Below are 18,044 nucleotides of genomic sequence, written 5' to 3'. Positions count from 1 at the left end.
CTCATTGGGTCTGTCAGGCACAGCCAATGGCTCGGGTTTATCACGCTTCAGGCGCTTCTTTGGCTTGATCCGCAGGTTCAGCTCCAGTTCACAGTAGATCCGGTAAACGCGTTTGTGGTTCCAGCCATAGCCTTGGACGTTGCGCAGATACAAAAAACATAGGCCAAAGCCCAGGTTCGCTTATTCTCGGTCAACCGTTCCAGCCAAGCGGCGATCTCCTCGTTCTCGTCGCTCAGGATTGGGCGTACCGGTAGCACGTCTCGCTGATCTCAAACGCACGGCAAGCCAACGCAATGCTGACCCCGTTCTGCGCGACCGCATTCATGGCCATCTCCCGCCTTCGAGATGGCTTCAGCGCTTTTTTCCAAGGGCTTCCTTCAGCAAGTCGTTTTGCATGCTCATTTCGGCATACATGCGCTTCAGGCGGCGGTTCTCCTCCGCCATATCCTTCATCTCTGAAATCAATGACGCATCCATGCCGCCGAACTTCGCCCGCCATTTATAAAAACTTGCGCTGCTCATTCCATGCTCCCGGCAAAGCTCAGAAACCGGAACACCGCCCTCCGCTTGCTTCAACACCGCCATGATCTGCGCGTCGCTGTATCGTCCATTCTTCATCGTAAATCTCCTCAGATATCTTGCCGAGAAAATTCTACTTTTGAACACCACTAATTTTAGGGGGGATTACCTAAGGACAATCAGTCATTCTCACTTGTGACCTTGGGAACTTCGGACAAAGCTGAGTTCTGCTTTCGTATTGATACGGCCTCTGACGTAGAAGACGAACGACGTCGCTTTGAGTTCACTCCGAATGAAATCATTCGGATAAATCCAAATACAAAGACTGCGCCGGTATTCCGATCCCGCGCCGATGCGGAAATTACCGCGACAATCTACGGAAATGCACCAGTGTTGATCGACGAAGGGAAAGGTCCGCTCGGAAATCCGTGGGGCGTGAGCTTCACGCGGCTTTTCGACATGTCCAACGATAGTGCCTTATTTTTTACATCAGTGCAGTTGCAGGCTGAAGGGTTCAGACGCGAAGGAACGGATTGGGTAGCACAAGGAGCGGCCCCAGCCCAAAGCATGATGGCGGTTGAAGAAATGAATTCTAGCGGCCTGCCTTTAAGCAGCGGCAGCCCTAGAAAGCCTAAGCTCTATGTGCCTCTCTATGAGGCCAAGATGGTATCTTATTTTGATCATCGTTGGGGATACTATCCTGACGGAGCCGAAGAAGACACCAGGGCACTGCCTCGTCCAACGGATGAAGAGAAGAGCGACCCCGATTACGATATCAGCCCGAGAATGTGGGTGGAATTCGTCGGAGTTCAAAGCCGCCTTGGAGCTCAAGGATGGAACAAGCATTGGCTGATTGGACATCGCGGGCTTACGAACAACACAAATGAGAGAACCTTTATTACTTCTCTCTTTCCGCGCAGAGGCGTAGGCAATAGCTTGCCGGTTTGGGTATTTGAAAATGATCTAGGTGCCGAAAAAATTTCCTGCATTTATGCAAACACGTCGTCGCTGACCTTGGACTTCGTTGTGCGTAACAAGATTGGCGGGACAAACCTTAATTATTTCTACCTAAAACAGTTTCCATTTTTTGCGCCCGACTTTTACACTAAACCGCGCATCGCGTTCATCACCCCGAGGGTGCTGGAACTTACCTACACCTCGCACAGCCTCGCCCCCTTCGCCCGCGATCTGGGCCATGACGGCCCGCCCTTCCCCTGGGACGAAGACCGCCGCGCCGACCTGCGCGCCGATCTCGACGCCTTCTACGCCCGCGCCTACGGCCTGACCCGCGACGAGCTGCGCTACATCCTCAACCCTGCCGACGTGAAGGGCCCCGACTACCCCTCGGAAACCTTCCGCGTCCTCAAGGAAAAGGAAATCCGCCAACACGGCGAATACCGCACCCGCCGCCTCGTCCTCGCCGCCTGGGACCGCATGGAAGCCAACGGCGAATTCACGGCGATGGGGATGTGACGCCATGTCCCGCATCGACGAGGAGAGGTACTGGGAGCTCCGTGAGCACCTTCTAGCCGCAGAGGCCAGGTTCTGTGATTGCGACACCATGACCTTCGAAGACGCCCTCAATTCGTTCAGCCAAGGGCTGCGCCGCGTGATGCGTGGCCATGGCGAGGTTGTCGATATCATTGAGGCTAAACGCTACTTCCGCGTACTCCTGGAAGAACGGTTGTATGCTCGAGAAATCAGGGAGTCAGAGGAAGTAGGAATCCCTATCGCACGGATGTTGATCGACCGCGCCGACCTTGTCCCGGATCAGGAAATCCTCGCTCTCGGGCGCGCGTTTCACAAACCGGTCGCGGCAGCCGAGCGGGATCTCTTCGATGCCGTGGTTATCGCTGATGAGGAAAGAGATCGGGCGCTCGTCGATCAGCTGATTGCCGACACCCAGCTTTACGATTCAGCCAAAGCCATCAAAGACCTTCTGGAATTCACCGTTCGACTTCGCCATATCGCGCCATTCAACGCGATGTTGCTGAATATCCAGAAGCCGGGCCTCAGCTTTGCTGCGCGGCCAAGGGACTGGTGGGAACGCTTTCGGAGGCGGCCGAAACCCTACGCGCGTCCGCTCGTCGTACTGCGCAACTTCGGCCCCGTCGAGTTCGTTTATGATGTGCTCGATACCGAGGGTGAGCCTTTGCCCGATTCTGCCTTTTCGTTTCCGACTAGCGGAAAAGTTTCCTCAAGCTGGCTGGCCGCAGTCGAGCACAAGCTTAATCGCGCTGAAATCAGGATCCTTTGGCTTGATCGAGGAGAGTATACAGCCGGGCACGCGCGCCGCCTGACCAGCCATGGCAAGAAAGAACGTCTTGAATGTTTCGAAGTTGGCGTGAACCGAAACCATCCACCAGCCGCACAACTGGTCACGCTCGCACACGAGCTTGCTCACATATTTCTTGGTCACTGCGGCAGTGACCAGAAGCGCGGCGTCAAGTTCAATCGGCCGGAGGACCTCGCACTGCGCGAGGTGGAAGCCGAGACCGTAGCGTATCTCGTCGCCAAGAGAACAGGCGTTTCTCCACGTAGCGAGAGCTATCTGGACCACTACAAAGGTGCGTTTGATCAACTCGACCTCCACCGGATTCTTAAAGTTGCGAGCGCCGTCGAGAAGCAGCTCGATCTTCCCTTTCAAGAAAACCGGATATTCAGATGAAGGTTGAAGCGCCTCAAAGCTTTGTCACGCGGCAGGAGTGCGACAAGATCGCGTTCCAGAACGGGTTTCGCCGGACGCACGGCGAAACTGACGGCTGGCGGCATTATTCGTCGACCACCGCACAAGGATCTATCTGGCTTGCTGCCGAGCAGACGGGCACCTGGCTGCTTTCTATCGACCATGCCGGAGTTCTGGCGGAGATCGGGCTTGAGATTTCTGACGCTGACGGCCCGGGCCTCGCGCGGTTTCGGTTCCTCTCACTGACTTCGCTATATGCCGTCATGCCCCGCCTATATGAACTTTCTGTCATTCTACCTGATGCCCCCCTGCAAGAGTTCCAGCACCGAACGAAAGATATGCCAAAGACGACCGAAGCAGAGCGTCTGGTGGTGCAGCGAGTTGGGCAGGGCATATTCCGAGACCGTCTGGTCACTTATTGGCAGGACAGTTGCCCCCTGACAGGTATCACCGATCACGCCTTGCTAAGAGCCTCCCACATCAAGCCGTGGAAAGATTGCGAGAACGACAAGGATCGACTTGACGTGCACAATGGCTTGCTCCTGTCGGCGCTTTGGGATGCCGCGTTCGACCGCGGCCTCGTTACTTGCTATGATGATGGCCGCCCAAAGTTTTCAAAACATCTGAGTGAAACGGCTACTGCAGAATTGCGATGGCAGGCCCCGATTCGTCTTACAGATAAACATCGTGCCCACCTGGAATGGCACCGAATCGAAGTATTCGAAAGAAGCGTGGCGATTGCTGGATCCGTGACAAATTGATTGATCGAGGATTTCTGTAAATATTTCGAAAATTTTGATAGCGGGGACAGGGCAGCATCGGTCAGTCACAGAACGTAGATACAGTCGAGGTCCGCCCAAGCTAATCCGAGTATAAGCCTTTGCATGCGTGGTTAAAGCATCCAATCGCTGTTGAACTTGAAGGCGCCGACCATACACGACACGGTATATGTCGAAAAACACCACTTCAGTGGTGAAAACGACAAACTAGTTGTCATCTTTCATTGATTACAGTGGTGAGCCCAACAGGATTCGAACCTGTGACCCACTGATTAAAAGTCAGTTGCTCTACCAACTGAGCTATGGGCCCAACACTCGGGCTTACTAGAAACTTGACGCGGTGGGGTCAAGAGAAAATCGGCATTATTTTCACCTATCTGGCAAATTCATTTCAGGGAGCGTAAGAACGGCCCATGAAAAACGATACACACCCCAACGATCTGGCCTTTTTGAAAATGCATGGGCTGGGCAATGATTTTGTCATCATCGACAGTCGCGGAAGTGCGGCTGTGACGACGCCTGCCTTGGCCCGTGCATTGGGCGACCGCAATCGCGGAGTGGGCTTTGACCAGCTGGCTGAGATCAGAGATGCGCAAGACGCTGATTTTCAACTGGATTTCTGGAACTCTGATGGCAGTCAGGCCGGTGCTTGCGGGAATGCGACGCGTTGTGTCTCTGATTTGGTTATGCGTGAAACTGGCCAGGACAGTATTCGTCTGACAACCTCGCGCGGTACTTTGTTGGCACAGCGGCGGGCGGATGGGCTGGTTTCGGTCAATTTGGGCGCGCCGCAACTGGATTGGGCCGAGATTCCCCTCGCGCAGGCGCTGCCAACGATGCATCTGCCCTTGCCTGGCGATCCGGCGGGGGTTGGGATGGGCAATCCGCATTGTGTGTTCTTTGTGCCCGATGCCGATGCTGTCGCCCTTAGCACCGAGGGCCCGCGATTTGAAGTAGACCCCCTGTTTCCGCAAAAAGCCAATGTGGAGTTTGCCTCGGTCATCGGCCCCGACCACCTACGGATGCGGGTATGGGAGCGGGGTGCGGGGATCACTCTGGCGTGCGGTACTGGGGCCTGTGCGGTGGCGGTTGCGGCACATCTGCGAGGGCTGACGGGGCGCAAGGTTCGGCTTGATCTTGACGGCGGTACATTGGAAATAGACTGGCGTGAGGATGGTGTCTGGATGACGGGCCCTGTCGCCTATGTCTTTAACGGCGTTTTAACGTCAGAATTTTTGGCTGCACTTATATGACCGCCCCTATTTTCTCCACGCTCGGCTGCCGTTTGAATGCCTATGAAACCGAGGCCATGAAAGAGCTGGCTGCCGGTGCCGGGCTGGAGGGGGCTGTTGTCGTCAATACCTGCGCGGTCACCGCAGAGGCCGTGCGCAAGGCCAAGCAAGAGATCCGCAAGCTCGCCCGTGAAAACCCGGGGGCGGCGGTGATAGTCACCGGCTGCGCGGCCCAGACAGAGCCGGAAACCTTTGCCGCCATGGCCGAGGTGACGCGGGTTATCGGCAATACCGAAAAGATGCAGGCCGAGACGTGGAATACCCTGCGCGCGCCTGACCTGATCGGGGCGACCGAAAAGATTATGGTCGATGACATCATGTCGGTTCAGGAAACCGCTGGCCATCTGATTGACGGTTTTGGCCGCCACCGCGCCTATGTGCAGGTGCAAAACGGCTGTGACCATCGCTGCACCTTTTGCATCATCCCCTACGGGCGCGGTAACTCGCGATCGGTTCCGGCGGGGGTTGTGGTGGATCAGATTAAACGGCTGGTCGACAAGGGCTTTGCCGAGGTGGTTCTGACGGGGGTGGATCTGACCTCTTGGGGGGCTGATTTGCCTGCGACACCGCGCTTGGGGGATCTGGTGATGCGGATCTTGCGGTTGGTGCCCGATCTGGCGCGCCTGCGTATCAGTTCCATCGATTCGATTGAGGCGGACCCCGCGCTAATGGGGGCCATTGCGACCGAATCCCGTTTGATGCCGCATCTGCACCTGAGCCTACAGGCCGGTGATGATATGATCCTCAAACGGATGAAGCGCCGCCACCTGCGCGATGATGCCATCGCCTTTTGCCAAGAGGCCCGCCGCTTGCGCCCCGATATGATCTTTGGGGCCGATATTATTGCAGGCTTTCCGACCGAAACCGAGGCGATGTTCGAGAACTCGCTCAAGCTGGTTACGGATTGCGACCTGACCTTTTTGCATGTGTTCCCCTATAGCGCGCGCAAAGGCACGCCAGCGGCCCGTATGCCCGCTGTCAAAGGCCCTGTGGTCAAAGAACGTGCAGCCCGCTTGCGTGCGCAAGGCGATGCCGCCCTGAACCGTCATCTGGCGGCGCAGATCGGCAAAAGCCATCGCATCCTGATGGAAGGGCCGCGTCTCGGTCGCACGGAACAATTCACCGAGGTTGCCTTTTCCACCGATCAACCCGAGGGCCAGATCGTGACGGCGGAAATCACCGGGACCAATGGCAAAACCTTGATCGTTTGACCGGCTCTAGTGCCGGATCGTATCGCCCAATTCCAGTTTTGGCGTAAGCTCGATCCGCTCTCCGCCGATCAACCCATTCGGGTGTATGCCTGCGATAATCTGTGCCGAGGTGCGGCCAATTTCTAACCGGCAGGCATCCATCGTTGCCAACCTCCGCGGCAGACCTTGCAAAAGCTCGACCCCGTTGAAACCGGCAAGGCCAAGCTTGTTCGGCACATCGATACCCTTGTCCAGACAATATAAGAGCCCACCAGCACCGATCATGTCATTGGAATAATAGATGAAATCAAGATCAGGATTGCGGGCCAGAATGGCTTCGGTCATCTCGCGCCCTTTTAGAAGGGCAGAGCCGCCGGAATAAAGTTCCCGGTCGGCAAGGGTGATGCCGGCGGCGGCAAGCCCCTCTTCCAGACCCTCCAACCGTTTGCGGGCGCGGTGGTCATAGGGCATCATTGTGCCCAAAAACCCGATCCGGCTATAGCCTGCGGCGACGATCGCCTCGGCCATCTCCATCCCGGCACGACGATGTGAAATACCCACCACACTGTCGATGGCGACACCGTCAACATCCATCGCCTCGACGATCGGGATGCCTGCGTTTTCAAGCATTGCGCGGGCGGCGTCAGTATGTTCCAGCCCCGCCATGATCACGCCCGAAGGCCGCCACGACAGCATCTCATAGAGAACCAATTCCTCTCGTTCAGGAAGGTAGTGGGTCACGCCGACGACAGGCTGCAAACCGGTGTTTTCCAACACCTGAGAGATACCGGTCATCACCTCGGGATAGACCATATTCGACAGCGAGGGGATGATTACGGCAACAAGGTTCACCCTTTGGCTGGCCAGCGCCCCTGCGATCTTGTTTGGCACATATCCCAGCGTGCGCGCGGCCGTCAGCACCTTTTCGCGGGTCGCCTGCGAGACATCTCCACGGCTGCGCAAAACCCGGCTGACCGTCATTTCCGAGACACCGGATGCCTCTGATACATCACGAAGCGTAAGCGGACGGCGGGTATCGATGTGCGGATCTTGTGTCAAGGTATGGCTGCCTTTGTATGGAGTCTTTGCTTGTTGTTAACGCCAATCCTGAGCTTTGTCCAAACTTCTATCAAGCCAGACTCTCCCGTGCTGGGGATAAAAAAGCGTAACCGGTCTGGAGTTAGCCAGATCGCCCAACCGCATCCGATATCGCGGCACAGAGCGAAAAGCAGGCGGTCTGACCGACCTATGTGTGGCGAAAGCACTTGGAGGCTGACAGCATTGTGTGCAGTTGTAACACCATAGAGGGCTGACAAACCGCAGGGGATTGGCCTAAGCCAAAGACCGGTACCCGCAATTTATGGATGACAATGATAGACGCCGCCCTTCTGCCGCCATTACGCGCCCTGCTGGATGCACCGGCGCGTGCCCTGCTTGCGCGGGGTGTTGGTGCGGATCAGGTAACCATCGCGGGGTTTTGCATCGGGATGCTTGCCCTGCCTGCGCTGTGGCTGGGATGGTATTGGGTGGCATTGGCATTCATTCTGCTGAATCGTTTAGCGGATGGGCTGGACGGGGTGATGGCACGCAAGGTGGGTCCGACGGATCGGGGGGCTTTCCTCGATATCGCGCTGGATTTCTTTTTCTATGCAACCGTGCCGCTGGGGTTTGCGCTGGCTGATCCGGGGAATGCGCTGGCCGCTGCTGTGTTGATCTGTGCCTTCATCGGTACGGGGTCCAGCTTTCTGGCCTTTGCCGTTATCGCCGCCAAACGCGGGATGCAGGCGCAGGATTATCCCTCCAAGGGGATTTATTACCTTGGCGGGATAACCGAAGGCGCCGAGACCATTTCGGTTTTCATCCTGATGTGCCTGCTCCCTGCGTGGTTCGTGCCTTTGGCACTGGGCTTTGCCGTGGCTTGTCTTTTCACCACCATTTTGCGCTGGCTTCAGGGGTGGCGCGTATTCTCTGAATTGTAATTTTATGTGCTGTTGTCAGCATCCCACCGTTTTGAACAAAGGACCCCACATGCGTTTTATTCTGTTCGCCGCCCTTAGCCTTGGTTTTGCCTCGCCCGCGTTGGCCGATTGGCAAGAGACGCTGGATAAGGCGCGCGGCCAGACGGTTTATTGGAACGCGTGGGGTGGGGATGCGCGCACCAATGCCTTTATCGCCTGGGTGGGCGCACAGACCGAGGCGCAATATGGCGTGCGGGTTGAACAGGTAAAGCTGACCGATACCGCGACGGCCGTGACCCAAGTGATTTCTGAAAAATCGGCAGGACAGGACAGCGGCGGTTCGGTTGATCTGATCTGGATAAACGGCCCAAATTTTCTGGCGATGAAAGAGCAGAGCCTGTTGCATGGCCCCTTTGCCACCGACCTGCCGAATGCGAGATATCTGGACCTTGGCCCCGATGCGGCGGCCTCGGTTGATTTCACGGTTCCGGTTGACGGCTATGCCTCGGCTTGGCGTTTGGCGCGGTTTGTGTTCACCTATGACAGCGCGGTGGTGGCAAACCCGCCTGCGGATATGGCGGGGTTTTTGGACTATGCGCAGGCCAATCCGGGGCGGGTGACCCATCCGGATGTCAGCAACTTCATGGGGGCCACGTTCCTCAAGCAGGCCTTGGTGGAATTTGCGCCGGATAAAACCGTGCTTCAGGCCCCTGTTACGGATGAGGCCTTTGCCACGGCCAGCGCCCCTTTGTGGGAATGGTATGATGCCCTGCGCCCCTTGATGTGGCGCGAGGGGCAGACGTTTCCCGAAAATGAATCCGTTCAGCAACAGATGTTGAATGACGGCGAGGTGGATTTCGGCGTCTCTTTTGATCCGGCCTCGGCTGCGGGCGCGATTGCCGAGGGGCTGTTGCCCGATACCGCGCGCGTGTTCGTGCCGCAGGGCGGGTCCATCGGGAATATCTCCTTTGTGGCGATCCCCTATAATGCGGCCAACGCCGAGGGTGCCGAGGTGGTGGCGAATTTCCTGCTTGATCCGGCCACCCAAGCGCATCAGCAAAACATAGAGGTTCTGGGCAGCTTTTCGGTGCTGGATCCGTCAAGGCTAAACGCTGATCAGGCGGCGCTATTCGCGGCATTGCCATCGTCGCCCGCCCTGCCAAAGCTGGAGGATCTGGGCCCGACATTGTTGGAACCCCATGCAAGCTGGATGGTCAAACTGGTTGATGTCTGGGCCGATCGTTACACAAAATGAGAGATGAGGGCCGTTCGCTCCGGGCTGTTGTAGCCGTCATTTTGTTGGCCGGTTTTGTGCTGCCCATTCTGGCGGGATTTGCCCAGACGGGGCGGGCGGCCTTTGGCGTGTTGCCTGCGATTGGCGCGGTGGAGTGGTCGCTGGACCCGTGGCGGACGCTGGCGGCTATGCCCGGTTTCGGGACCAGCCTGCGGTTAAGTCTGGTTACGGGGGTGGGGTCTACGGTTCTGGCGCTGATGCTGGCGGCGGGGTTTTGCGCCTTGTTGCACGGGCGGATGAGCACGGCGGCGATCGGGCGGCTGCTGATGCCGCTTTTGGCCGCGCCCCATGCGTCATTGGCAATCGGGTTGGCGTTCTTGCTGGCTCCTTCGGGGTGGATTGCGCGGGCGATGTCGCCTTGGTTGACGGGATGGGACAGGCCGCCGGATCTGGCAACGGTGAATGACGCATGGGGTGTGGCGCTGATCATTGGGTTGTTGATCAAGGAGGTGCCGTTTTTGCTGCTGGTGATCGGGTCGGCGCTGGGGCAACTGCCGGTGCGGGCGCAATTGGCTGCGGGGCGTGCATTGGGATATGGGCGCGGGATGGTCTGGGTCAAGGTGATCTTTCCGCAGGTCTACCCCCTGATCCGCATGCCGCTTTTTATCATTCTGGCCTTTGCGCTTTCGGTTGTGGATATGGCGATCATCCTTGGCCCGTCGAACCCGCCCACTTTGGCGGTGGCGATCACGCGGTGGTTTTCCGCGCCGGATGTGGCGCTGATCCTGCCTGCCTCGGCGGCGGGTTTGATGCAGGCGGCGGTGGTTGCGGGGGCCATCGCCCTGTGGATCGGGGCCGAGCGTCTGGCCCGCCTCATTGGTCGCTGGTGGCTTTCTCGCGGGGGGCGTGGATATGCGACGGGGCCGGGGCTTTGGGCCGCGGGGGTGGTGGTGTTCACATTGCTGACCCTTGGCGTGCTGGCGCTTCTGGCGCTGGCGGTCTGGTCCTTTGCGTGGCGCTGGTCGTTTCCGCAGGCCTTGCCGCAAAGCTGGGCGCTTAGGGCGTGGATGACGCCGGGGGCGGGCTGGGGGCGGGCGCTGCAAACTACGCTGATTATCGGGGGTGTGACCACGCTGGCCTCTCTGGCCCTGGCAATCGCCTGGCTGGAGGGAGAGGACCGCGCGCGCCGGGGCCGTGCCGCTTGGGCGCAGGCGTTGATTTACCTGCCGTTATTGGTGCCGCAGATCGGCTTTCTTTACGGGTTGAATGTCTTGTTTTTGCAAGTTGGGATCAGCGGCGGGATGTTGGCGGTGATCTGGGCACAGATGCTTTTTGTCTTTCCCTATGTGATGATCGCATTGTCGGACCCGTGGCGCGCGCTGGACTGTCAACATATCCGCGCGGCGGCGGCCCTTGGTGCCTCGCCGTGGCGGCGGCTGGTGGCGGTAAAGCTGCCGATGCTGTTGCGTCCCTTGATGGTGGCCGGTGCGATTGGCTTTGCCGTGTCGGTGGCGCAATATCTGCCGACATTGTTTATGGGCGCGGGACGGGTGGTGACCCTGACGACCGAGGCCGTGACGCTGGCCAGCGGATCGGACCGGCGCATCGTGGGCGTTTATGCGGTACTACAGGCGGGGCTGCCGTTTCTGGCTTATGGTGCGGCGCTACTGGTGCCGGGGTTGGTCTATCGTAACCGGCGTGAATTAAAGGGGGGCAATGCATGAGCCTTGAGTTAAGCGATGTATCCGTCGGGCCGATCGGTGGCGCGGCCTTGTTTGCGCCCATCAGTTTGCTTGTGGAGCCGGGGCAGGTCGGCACCTTGATGGGGCCGTCGGGCATTGGGAAATCCACTTTGCTGGATGCGATTGGCGGGCATCTGGTGCACGGGTTTGCCGCCTCGGGACGGGTTTCCCTGAATGGGCGCGATGTGCTGGACCTGCCTGCCGAGGCGCGCCGCATCGGGGTCTTGTTTCAGGATGCGATGTTGTTTCCGCATTTGTCCGTGGGTGACAACCTTGCCTTTGGCCTTGCGCGCCACATTCGCGGATCTGCGCGCAGCATGGCCGTTGACGAGGCGTTGGAGCAGGCGGGACTGGCAGGTTTTGCCAACCGCGATCCCGCCACGCTTTCGGGCGGACAACGCGCCCGTGCGGCCCTGATGCGCGCCTTATTGGCAGAGCCGCAGGCCCTGCTCTTGGATGAGCCGTTTTCACGTCTGGATGCAAGTTTACGCGCGGAAATCAGGGGCTTTGTCTTTGACCATTTGCGTGCCCGCGCCATTCCGGGCCTGATGGTCACACATGATGCCAGCGACGCCGAGGCCGCAGGCGGCATCATTGTGCAGCTATAGCTTGCTTTACCGATAATCGTGGTTAATCTGAAAGGTATGAGCATCAATCCCCCGATCCCTTTCACCGCCCACGCCCCTGAACAGGTCAGCTTTGACCGACGAGAGCTTGGGACCATTTTGCGGCTTTATGGCCAGATGGTCGCCAAGGGAGAGTGGCGCGATTACGGCATTGCCGCGCTGAACGATAAGGCCGTCTTTTCCATTTTTCGGCGCACCGCTGAAAACCCGCTTTACCGGGTGGAGAAGAACCCCAAACTGCGCAACCGGCAGGGCATGTTTTCGGTGGTCGGGATGGACGGCCAGATTTTGCGCCGTGGGCATGATTTGGCGATGGTCTTGCGGGTGTTGGAGCGCAAGCAGATCAGATCGATTGACTGAAAGGGTGGCTATGCAACGATTGTATACATCGGGTGGAGGGTTCAAGTGCGTCCCGGCCCCCGCAATTTAATCACGGATGTTTCGGGCCTTTATGTTGGCAATACAGCCTGTCCGCAACTGAGGTCCGGCGTCAGTGTTCTGCTGGGCGATGCGCCCTTTACCGCCGCCGTGCATGTGATGGGCGGAGCGCCCGGCACCCGAGAGACGGATTTACTGGCCCCTGACAAGCTGGTGCAGCAGGTCGATGCGCTGGTGCTTGCGGGTGGGTCTGCCTTTGGCTTGGATGCCTGTTCGGGCGTGGCGGATGGACTGGCCGCGATGGGGCGCGGCTTTGCGGTGGGGGATGTGCGGGTGCCGATTGTGCCGGGGGCGATCATGTTTGATCTGCTGAATGGCGGCGACAAGGCTTGGGAGCGCAATCCCTACGGCGATTTGGGGAGTGCGGCGTTAGAGGCGCGGTCGACGGACTTCGGCCCGGGTACAGTTGGTGCGGGCTTTGGCGCGGCGACCGGCAGGCTTAAGGGCGGGCTTGGATCAGCCTCGGCGGTTTTGGGCAATGGAATGACGGTTGGTGCGCTGGTTGTGGTGAATGCGATCGGCGCAGTCACGGTGGGGGATGGCCCGCATTTCTGGGCCGCCCCATGGGAGTTGGGGGATGAGTTTGGCGGTCTTGGCCTGCCGCCCGCCTTTGATGGCGGCATGGAACCCTTGCCGCAGAAACAATTGGGCGAGGCAACAACCATCGCCATTATCGCAACCGATGCCGCCTTGACGCAGGCGCAGGCGCAGCGGATGGCGGTAGCCGCCCATGACGGTATGGCCCGCGCGATTGTGCCAAGCCATACGCCGATGGACGGGGATCTGGTCTTTGCGGTTTCAACGGGGGAAAGGCCCCTTGGCGATCCGGTGGCGGATCCGTTCCTGCTGGGCCATGCGGGGGCTTGCGTTTTAGCGCGGGCTATTGCGCGCGGCGTCTATAGCGCGCAGCGGATGGCCGGGGATCTACAGCCCAGCTGGCACGCGCGCTTCGGCTGACTACCAGCGTTTAAGCGCATCCTCATCCGCGTCTTGGGCAGCGACCCAATCGGTGCCGGATGCGGTGATCTCTTTTTTCCAGAACGGCGCGCGGGATTTGAGGTAATCCATCAAGTATTCCGCGGCAGCAAAGGCATCAGCGCGGTGGCGCGCGGCGGTGGCGACCATCATGATCGGATCATGGGGGCGCAGACGGCCATAGCGGTGGATCACGAGACAGCCCGCCAGCGACCAACGCGCAACCGCTTGGATCGCGATATCGGTCAGCGCGCGCTCGGTCATGCCGGGGTAATGTTCAATCTCCATCACCTCCAGATCACCCTTGGCGCTGTCGCGGGTGATGCCGGTGAATGTCACGATGGCCCCTGCCCCACTGACGGTCTTGGCAAAGGCGTTCGCCTCGGCACCCATATCAAAGGCTTCGGATTGGACCAATATCCGCATGGGATCAGCCCCCCGTCATCGGCGGAAAGAAGGCTACTTCGCGCACACCAGCCAAGGGTGCGTCAAAATCAGCCAGCTCCTGATCCAGCGCCACGCGCAAGGATGTCAGGTCAGCAAAGGCGGCGGCATAGCGTTCCTCACGGGCGCAAAGCTCTGCGACCAGTTCGGCCACGGTCGCAGCATTGGTTTCCAGTTTCTCGCGCGGCAGGCCAATGCGTTCGCGCACCCAAGCGAAGTAAAGCAGTTCAATCATGAATCATCCTTTAGATAAGGAAGGGATTTGCGGAAATAATCCAGCCCGGTGATGGCCGTCAAAACCGCCGCGATCCAGATCAGCGCCATGCCGCTATGCGTGGCCACCGCCGCCCAGGACAGCACGTCTTGCAACTCCCCCTCACCGGCGCGGGGTGGCAGCCCATCCTCGATAAACGACAGGCCGGTGCCCAGAAACAGCACCGCAATCGCAACCATTTGCGCGGTGGTTTTCCATTTGGCCAGCTTGGTCACCTGAAGCAAACCGGATTTGGCGCCCAGAAATTCCCGCAACCCCGAGACGAAAACCTCACGGAACAGGATGATGCTGGCGGGCAGGATCAGCCACGGGTTCATGCCGGAATAGCCGGTGATCACCATGATCGCGATCACAACCATCGCCTTATCGGCAATCGGGTCCAGCATTGCGCCGAATTTGCTTTCTTGTTTCCACAGCCGCGCAAGGTAGCCGTCGAAAAAATCGGTGATGGCCGCCGAGATAAACAGCGCCAATGCGAACCAATCGGCCCAGGGGCGGTGGAAATAGAGAAACATCACCGCAACACCGGGCGCGGCGAGCAGGCGAAGGACCGTCAGGATATTTGGCAACGTCCATTTCATGATTTGATTGGTAGCCCACAGCGCGGGCGGGGGGAAGGGGCATTTCCACTCTGCGGGGCTGCGGGGGGCAATAAGCCCCGTCTAGGGGACAGGTGCCCAGATCACATGGTCGATGGAGGGGGCCGCCGTTGCCAGCATCACCAACCGGTCAAACCCCAACGCGATACCGCTGGCATCGGGCATATAGGGCAATGCGGCCAGAAAATCCTCGTCCAGCGGATAGCGCTCGCCGTAAATACGCTCTTTTTCATCCATCTCGATGATGAAACGTTTGCGTTGCTCGGCGGCATCGGTCAGCTCGCCAAAGCCATTGGCAAGCTCTACCCCGCAGGCGTAAACCTCAAACCGTTCGGCGCAGCGCGGATCGTCGGCACAGGGACGGGCCAATGCGGCCTCGGGCACGGGATAGCGGTCCAGCATGGTGATGCAACCATGGCCCAAATGCGGCTCTACCCGTTCCGACAGGATGCGCGACATCATGTCGGACCAAGTGTCATCAGGGGCATGGCGCAGGCCTTGGGCATCCATTTGTGCGGCAAGGGCGGGGGCATCGGTTTGCCCGTCCAGCGCGATGGTCGACAACAGGTCAATCCCCGCGAAACGCGAAAAAGCATCCGCCACCGAAAGCCGCTCAAACGGCAGCTTGGGATCACACTCACGGGATTTATAGCGCAGCCTGTCACTGCCTGCGGCCTGTGTCGCCAGTTGCAAAAAAGCGGCGCAATCCTCCATCAGGACGGTGTAGTCCTGCCCCACACGGTACCATTCCAGCATGGTGAACTCGGGGCTGTGCAGCGGCCCGCGTTCACGGTTGCGCCAGACATGGGCAAAGGCGGCGATGCGGGTCTCGCCCGCCGCCAACAGCTTTTTCATCGCAAATTCGGGCGAGGTATGCAGATATCTTTCCAGCGGCGCGCCGTCATTGCCGATGGCTTTGGTGTGAAACGCATGCAGATGCGCCTCGTTGCCGGGGCTGATGGCAAGGGCGCTGGGGTCGACCTCGATGAAATCTTGGGCCGCCAGCCAGCCGCGCAATGCCGACTGGATGCGGTTGCGCGCCAAAAGGGCGGGGCGACGGCCCTCATGACGGGACGGGTGCCACCAGTTTGCTCTATTCGTCATGTATTGTGCCTTTGATCTGGAGATTTCGGCCAAGATGCGCTATGACCCTGCGCCAAAGGCCCGCGCATTAGGCGCAGGGCGCATCAACTACAAGGAAATTCGCGTGAAAGTCATCGCCTCCTCGCTTCGCAAGGGTAATGTCGTCGAGATGAACGACAAGCTGTATGTGGTACTGACGGCAGAAAACTTCCACCCCGGCAAGGGTACACCAACCACATCCGTCAATATGCGCGGCATTCTGGACGGGGTGAAGGTAACGGAACGCTGGCGCACAACCGAGCAGGTGGAACGCGCCCATGTGGATGAGCGCAAGTACAACTTCCTTTATGCCGATGGCGAGGGCTACCACTTTATGGAGCCTGAAAGCTATGACCAGATTTCGGTCGGCGATGATATCATCGGGGACGCGAAAGTGTTCCTGAAGGACGGATTGGAAGTGTCGCTGAAAACCTTCAATGGTGCCTGTATCGCGATCGAGTTGCCGCAAAAGCTGGTGGTCGAAGTGACCGAGACAGAACCGGTCGTAAAGGGGCAGACGGCCTCATCCTCCTATAAGCCTGCGACATGTGATGATGCGATCCGCGTAATGGTGCCACCCCATATCGGGGTTGGGACACGCATTGTGATCAATACCGAGGATAACAGCTACGTCGAACGTTCCCGCGACTAAGTTCGTTGTGAACGAATTGCGAAAGGCCCAGCCTTTTCCGCAACCCTCTCCGTGTGGCAGAACCCAATCGGAGTGGCGAAATACAGGGTTTAAGCAAACCTGAATTTTTGTGGCCACAACATGAGTGTTGTGACCACAAATTTACCCTCAAGCATCGTTCTTCATACTCTTTTTGTATGAAGAAACTTTAGGCAACAGGCGAATATCTTAAACGAATATATGGAATACCCCCGCCTAGGGTCCGGTTTGAAAGTTGGTGAATGGTCAGCCTCTGGTCCAATCGGCATCATGCTTTCTGACGCGGGCGAGCGGTCGCGCATTGATTGCGACGTAACGTAAATTGATTGCATGGGTCCCGCTGTCTTGCTTCGTTCGAATCCGATTGTTATCTGGCAATTATGGACATTAAGGCCATACAGAGGGAATTTGAATGAAACGTTCTAAGTTTAGTATGCTTGCCATAGGTCTTACGATCGTGCTGGCCGGTGCGGCCGGAGCAACAACGATCAACGAAATTGATGCTGGCGATTTCTCGGGCGATTATCATGCGCCAACCATTGTCGCCAATGGCGCAACGACGGTGAACGGCATTTGGTCGGGCGGCAATGACTATGATATCTTGGCCTTTACCCAGCTAAAGTCTGGCGCTCAAACCGTGTCCCTCTCTTTTATGCCGGTCAGCACAATTGCCGATACTGACTATAGTTTTGCGGCTGGCGGCAACCTAAATTACAAGTTCTCTCCCTTTGAAAACAGCGCATGGGAGGGCACGACCCTGGCTACGGTTGGTATCCAGCACTGGAACCGGGGTTCAGAATTTGAATACACTATTGCCTTGGATGATGATTTCATGGGCCAACTCTATCTCGGTCTTTTCAACACCTACGGCACACTTAAATATAGCATATTTGCGTCGGGAAATGAGGTCGTCGCACCCCCAAGCGTTCAAAGCCCGGTAGCCGCGGTCCCGCTCCCCGCTGCCGCTGCTCTTTTGCTGGCGGGCCTGGGTTCTTTGTTGCTGGCCCGCAAGCGTCGCCACGCCTGACAACTGCCTGATCAAGCCAAGCTGATTGACCGGTTTCATCAAAGAGATGATGGTGAACTACCCCCCGAAATTCGGACAGTGACGTAAGCTACGATTTGCAGTCTGCTGATCTTCGACGAGAAGGAGATCAGCAGATGTCGAACCGCAAACAACATGCGCCTGAATTTAAGGCGAAGGTCGCGCTGGAAGCCTTGAAGGGCGAGGCGACCGCGCCGAGCTGGCGAGCCGGTTCGGGGTGCATCCGACGATGATCCATCAATGGAAACGTGCGCTCCTTGAGGGCGCCTCCGGCGTGTTTGAACGCGGTGGCAGAAAGAATCCCGAGATCAATGAAGAACAGGTGAAAGAACTCCACACCAAGATTGTGGGGTAAGCCCGCGAACGCCATGCGTTCGAGAGAGCGGGCGCACGCCGTGGCCAACGGTACGGGGGCTTGCGCGGCCCCGCTGGGGCCACGGTCCCCTTGGCT

The 18,044-nt window shown here is 58.4% G+C and carries 18 protein-coding genes, 1 tRNA gene and 2 pseudogenes; 14 read left to right on the top strand and 7 right to left on the bottom strand.

What is annotated here, in order from left to right; all coding sequences use genetic code 11:
- Window positions 1-618 (bottom strand): annotated as a pseudogene (locus AKU94_RS18945) (transposase); the annotation flags it as partial.
- 291 nt (window positions 619-909) lie between these two features.
- Between AKU94_RS18945 and AKU94_RS03455 the strand changes: the two are divergent.
- Genes AKU94_RS03455 through AKU94_RS03445 form a run of 3 tightly spaced genes read left to right on the top strand, consistent with a single transcriptional unit; the run spans window position 910 to window position 3,966 of the window.
- Window positions 910-1,992, top strand: a complete 1,083-nt coding sequence (locus AKU94_RS03455) for a hypothetical protein (RefSeq protein ID WP_157056390.1) — start codon at window positions 910-912, stop codon at window positions 1,990-1,992.
- Between the two features lie 4 nt (window positions 1,993-1,996).
- Window positions 1,997-3,187, top strand: coding sequence for an ImmA/IrrE family metallo-endopeptidase (locus AKU94_RS03450; protein ID WP_050525948.1), 1,191 nt, complete (start codon window positions 1,997-1,999; stop codon window positions 3,185-3,187).
- Window positions 3,184-3,966: an HNH endonuclease gene (locus AKU94_RS03445; protein ID WP_050525947.1), complete on the top strand. Its 783-nt coding sequence runs from the start codon at window positions 3,184-3,186 to the stop codon at window positions 3,964-3,966. The genes AKU94_RS03450 and AKU94_RS03445 overlap by 4 nt, the downstream gene beginning before the upstream one ends.
- Before the next feature lie 252 nt (window positions 3,967-4,218).
- Here AKU94_RS03445 and AKU94_RS03440 read toward each other — a convergent pair.
- Window positions 4,219-4,294: transfer RNA gene (locus tag AKU94_RS03440), tRNA-Lys, on the bottom strand.
- Window positions 4,295-4,397: 103 nt separating this feature from the next.
- Here AKU94_RS03440 and dapF point away from each other — a divergent pair.
- Window positions 4,398-5,237, top strand: coding sequence for a diaminopimelate epimerase (gene dapF, locus AKU94_RS03435; protein WP_050525946.1), 840 nt, complete (start codon window positions 4,398-4,400; stop codon window positions 5,235-5,237).
- Window positions 5,234-6,487, top strand: a complete 1,254-nt coding sequence (gene mtaB, locus AKU94_RS03430) for a tRNA (N(6)-L-threonylcarbamoyladenosine(37)-C(2))-methylthiotransferase MtaB (RefSeq protein WP_050525945.1) — start codon at window positions 5,234-5,236, stop codon at window positions 6,485-6,487. Before dapF ends, mtaB begins: the two co-directional genes overlap by 4 nt.
- Window positions 6,488-6,493: 6 nt before the next feature.
- Here the strand turns inward: mtaB and AKU94_RS03425 are convergent, their stop codons facing one another.
- Entirely contained in the window at window positions 6,494-7,525 is a 1,032-nt protein-coding gene (locus AKU94_RS03425; RefSeq protein ID WP_050525944.1) for a LacI family DNA-binding transcriptional regulator, read from the bottom strand.
- A 305-nt stretch (window positions 7,526-7,830) separates the two neighbouring features.
- On the opposite strand from AKU94_RS03425, the gene AKU94_RS03420 reads away from it, so the two are divergent.
- The 6 genes from AKU94_RS03420 to AKU94_RS03395 are packed head-to-tail and all read left to right on the top strand — an operon-like array spanning window position 7,831 to window position 13,421.
- Window positions 7,831-8,445, top strand: coding sequence for a CDP-alcohol phosphatidyltransferase family protein (locus AKU94_RS03420; protein WP_332307207.1), 615 nt, complete (start codon window positions 7,831-7,833; stop codon window positions 8,443-8,445).
- A 49-nt stretch (window positions 8,446-8,494) separates the two neighbouring features.
- The gene (locus tag AKU94_RS03415) at window positions 8,495-9,679 is read left to right on the top strand and encodes an ABC transporter substrate-binding protein (RefSeq protein ID WP_050525943.1); all 1,185 of its coding nucleotides are present in this window, start codon (window positions 8,495-8,497) and stop codon (window positions 9,677-9,679) included.
- 56 nt (window positions 9,680-9,735) lie between these two features.
- Window positions 9,736-11,382 carry an ABC transporter permease gene (locus AKU94_RS03410; protein WP_198144814.1) on the top strand — a complete coding sequence of 549 codons (1,647 nt, stop codon included), beginning with the start codon at window positions 9,736-9,738 and terminating at the stop codon, window positions 11,380-11,382.
- Window positions 11,379-12,008, top strand: coding sequence for an ATP-binding cassette domain-containing protein (locus tag AKU94_RS03405; RefSeq protein ID WP_050525941.1), 630 nt, complete (start codon window positions 11,379-11,381; stop codon window positions 12,006-12,008). Before AKU94_RS03410 ends, AKU94_RS03405 begins: the two co-directional genes overlap by 4 nt.
- 36 nt (window positions 12,009-12,044) lie before the next feature.
- Window positions 12,045-12,386 (top strand): DUF2794 domain-containing protein, encoded by a 342-nt coding sequence (locus AKU94_RS03400; protein WP_050525940.1) that lies wholly within the window; start codon window positions 12,045-12,047, stop codon window positions 12,384-12,386.
- A 45-nt stretch (window positions 12,387-12,431) separates the two neighbouring features.
- On the top strand, window positions 12,432-13,421 hold the full coding sequence (locus AKU94_RS03395; protein ID WP_050525939.1) for a P1 family peptidase: 990 nt from the start codon (window positions 12,432-12,434) through the stop codon (window positions 13,419-13,421).
- On the opposite strand, the gene AKU94_RS03390 is transcribed toward AKU94_RS03395, so the two are convergent.
- The 4 genes from AKU94_RS03390 to epmA all read right to left on the bottom strand — a co-directional run bounded on the left by AKU94_RS03390 (window position 13,422) and on the right by epmA (window position 15,860).
- Window positions 13,422-13,865 (bottom strand): molybdenum cofactor biosynthesis protein MoaE, encoded by a 444-nt coding sequence (locus AKU94_RS03390; protein ID WP_050525938.1) that lies wholly within the window; start codon window positions 13,863-13,865, stop codon window positions 13,422-13,424. It lies immediately after the preceding gene.
- A gap of 4 nt (window positions 13,866-13,869) precedes the next feature.
- A complete protein-coding gene (gene moaD / locus AKU94_RS03385) occupies window positions 13,870-14,118 on the bottom strand; it encodes a molybdopterin converting factor subunit 1 (RefSeq protein ID WP_050525937.1) in 249 nt (82 codons plus the stop codon).
- Window positions 14,115-14,738 (bottom strand): CDP-diacylglycerol--glycerol-3-phosphate 3-phosphatidyltransferase, encoded by a 624-nt coding sequence (gene pgsA / locus AKU94_RS03380; RefSeq protein WP_050525936.1) that lies wholly within the window; start codon window positions 14,736-14,738, stop codon window positions 14,115-14,117. The genes moaD and pgsA overlap by 4 nt, the downstream gene beginning before the upstream one ends.
- Window positions 14,739-14,819: 81 nt before the next feature.
- Entirely contained in the window at window positions 14,820-15,860 is a 1,041-nt protein-coding gene (gene epmA / locus AKU94_RS03375; protein WP_050525935.1) for an EF-P lysine aminoacylase EpmA, read from the bottom strand.
- Window positions 15,861-15,963: 103 nt separating this feature from the next.
- Between epmA and efp the strand changes: the two genes are divergently transcribed.
- From efp to AKU94_RS20185, 3 genes and pseudogenes are all read left to right on the top strand, one after another.
- Window positions 15,964-16,530: an elongation factor P gene (efp, locus tag AKU94_RS03370; protein WP_050525950.1), complete on the top strand. Its 567-nt coding sequence runs from the start codon at window positions 15,964-15,966 to the stop codon at window positions 16,528-16,530.
- A gap of 430 nt (window positions 16,531-16,960) precedes the next feature.
- Window positions 16,961-17,575: a hypothetical protein gene (locus tag AKU94_RS03365; RefSeq protein WP_157056389.1), complete on the top strand. Its 615-nt coding sequence runs from the start codon at window positions 16,961-16,963 to the stop codon at window positions 17,573-17,575.
- Window positions 17,576-17,709: 134 nt separating this feature from the next.
- Window positions 17,710-17,874: pseudogene (locus AKU94_RS20185) on the top strand (transposase); the annotation flags it as partial.
- Window positions 17,875-18,044 lie beyond the last annotated feature (170 nt).

The organism is Pseudorhodobacter aquimaris (assembly GCF_001202025.1).
Lineage (GTDB): Bacteria > Pseudomonadota > Alphaproteobacteria > Rhodobacterales > Rhodobacteraceae > Pseudorhodobacter > Pseudorhodobacter aquimaris.
Note: the sequence above shows the minus strand (reverse complement) of the source record. Positions and strands in the feature narration are given on the sequence as shown.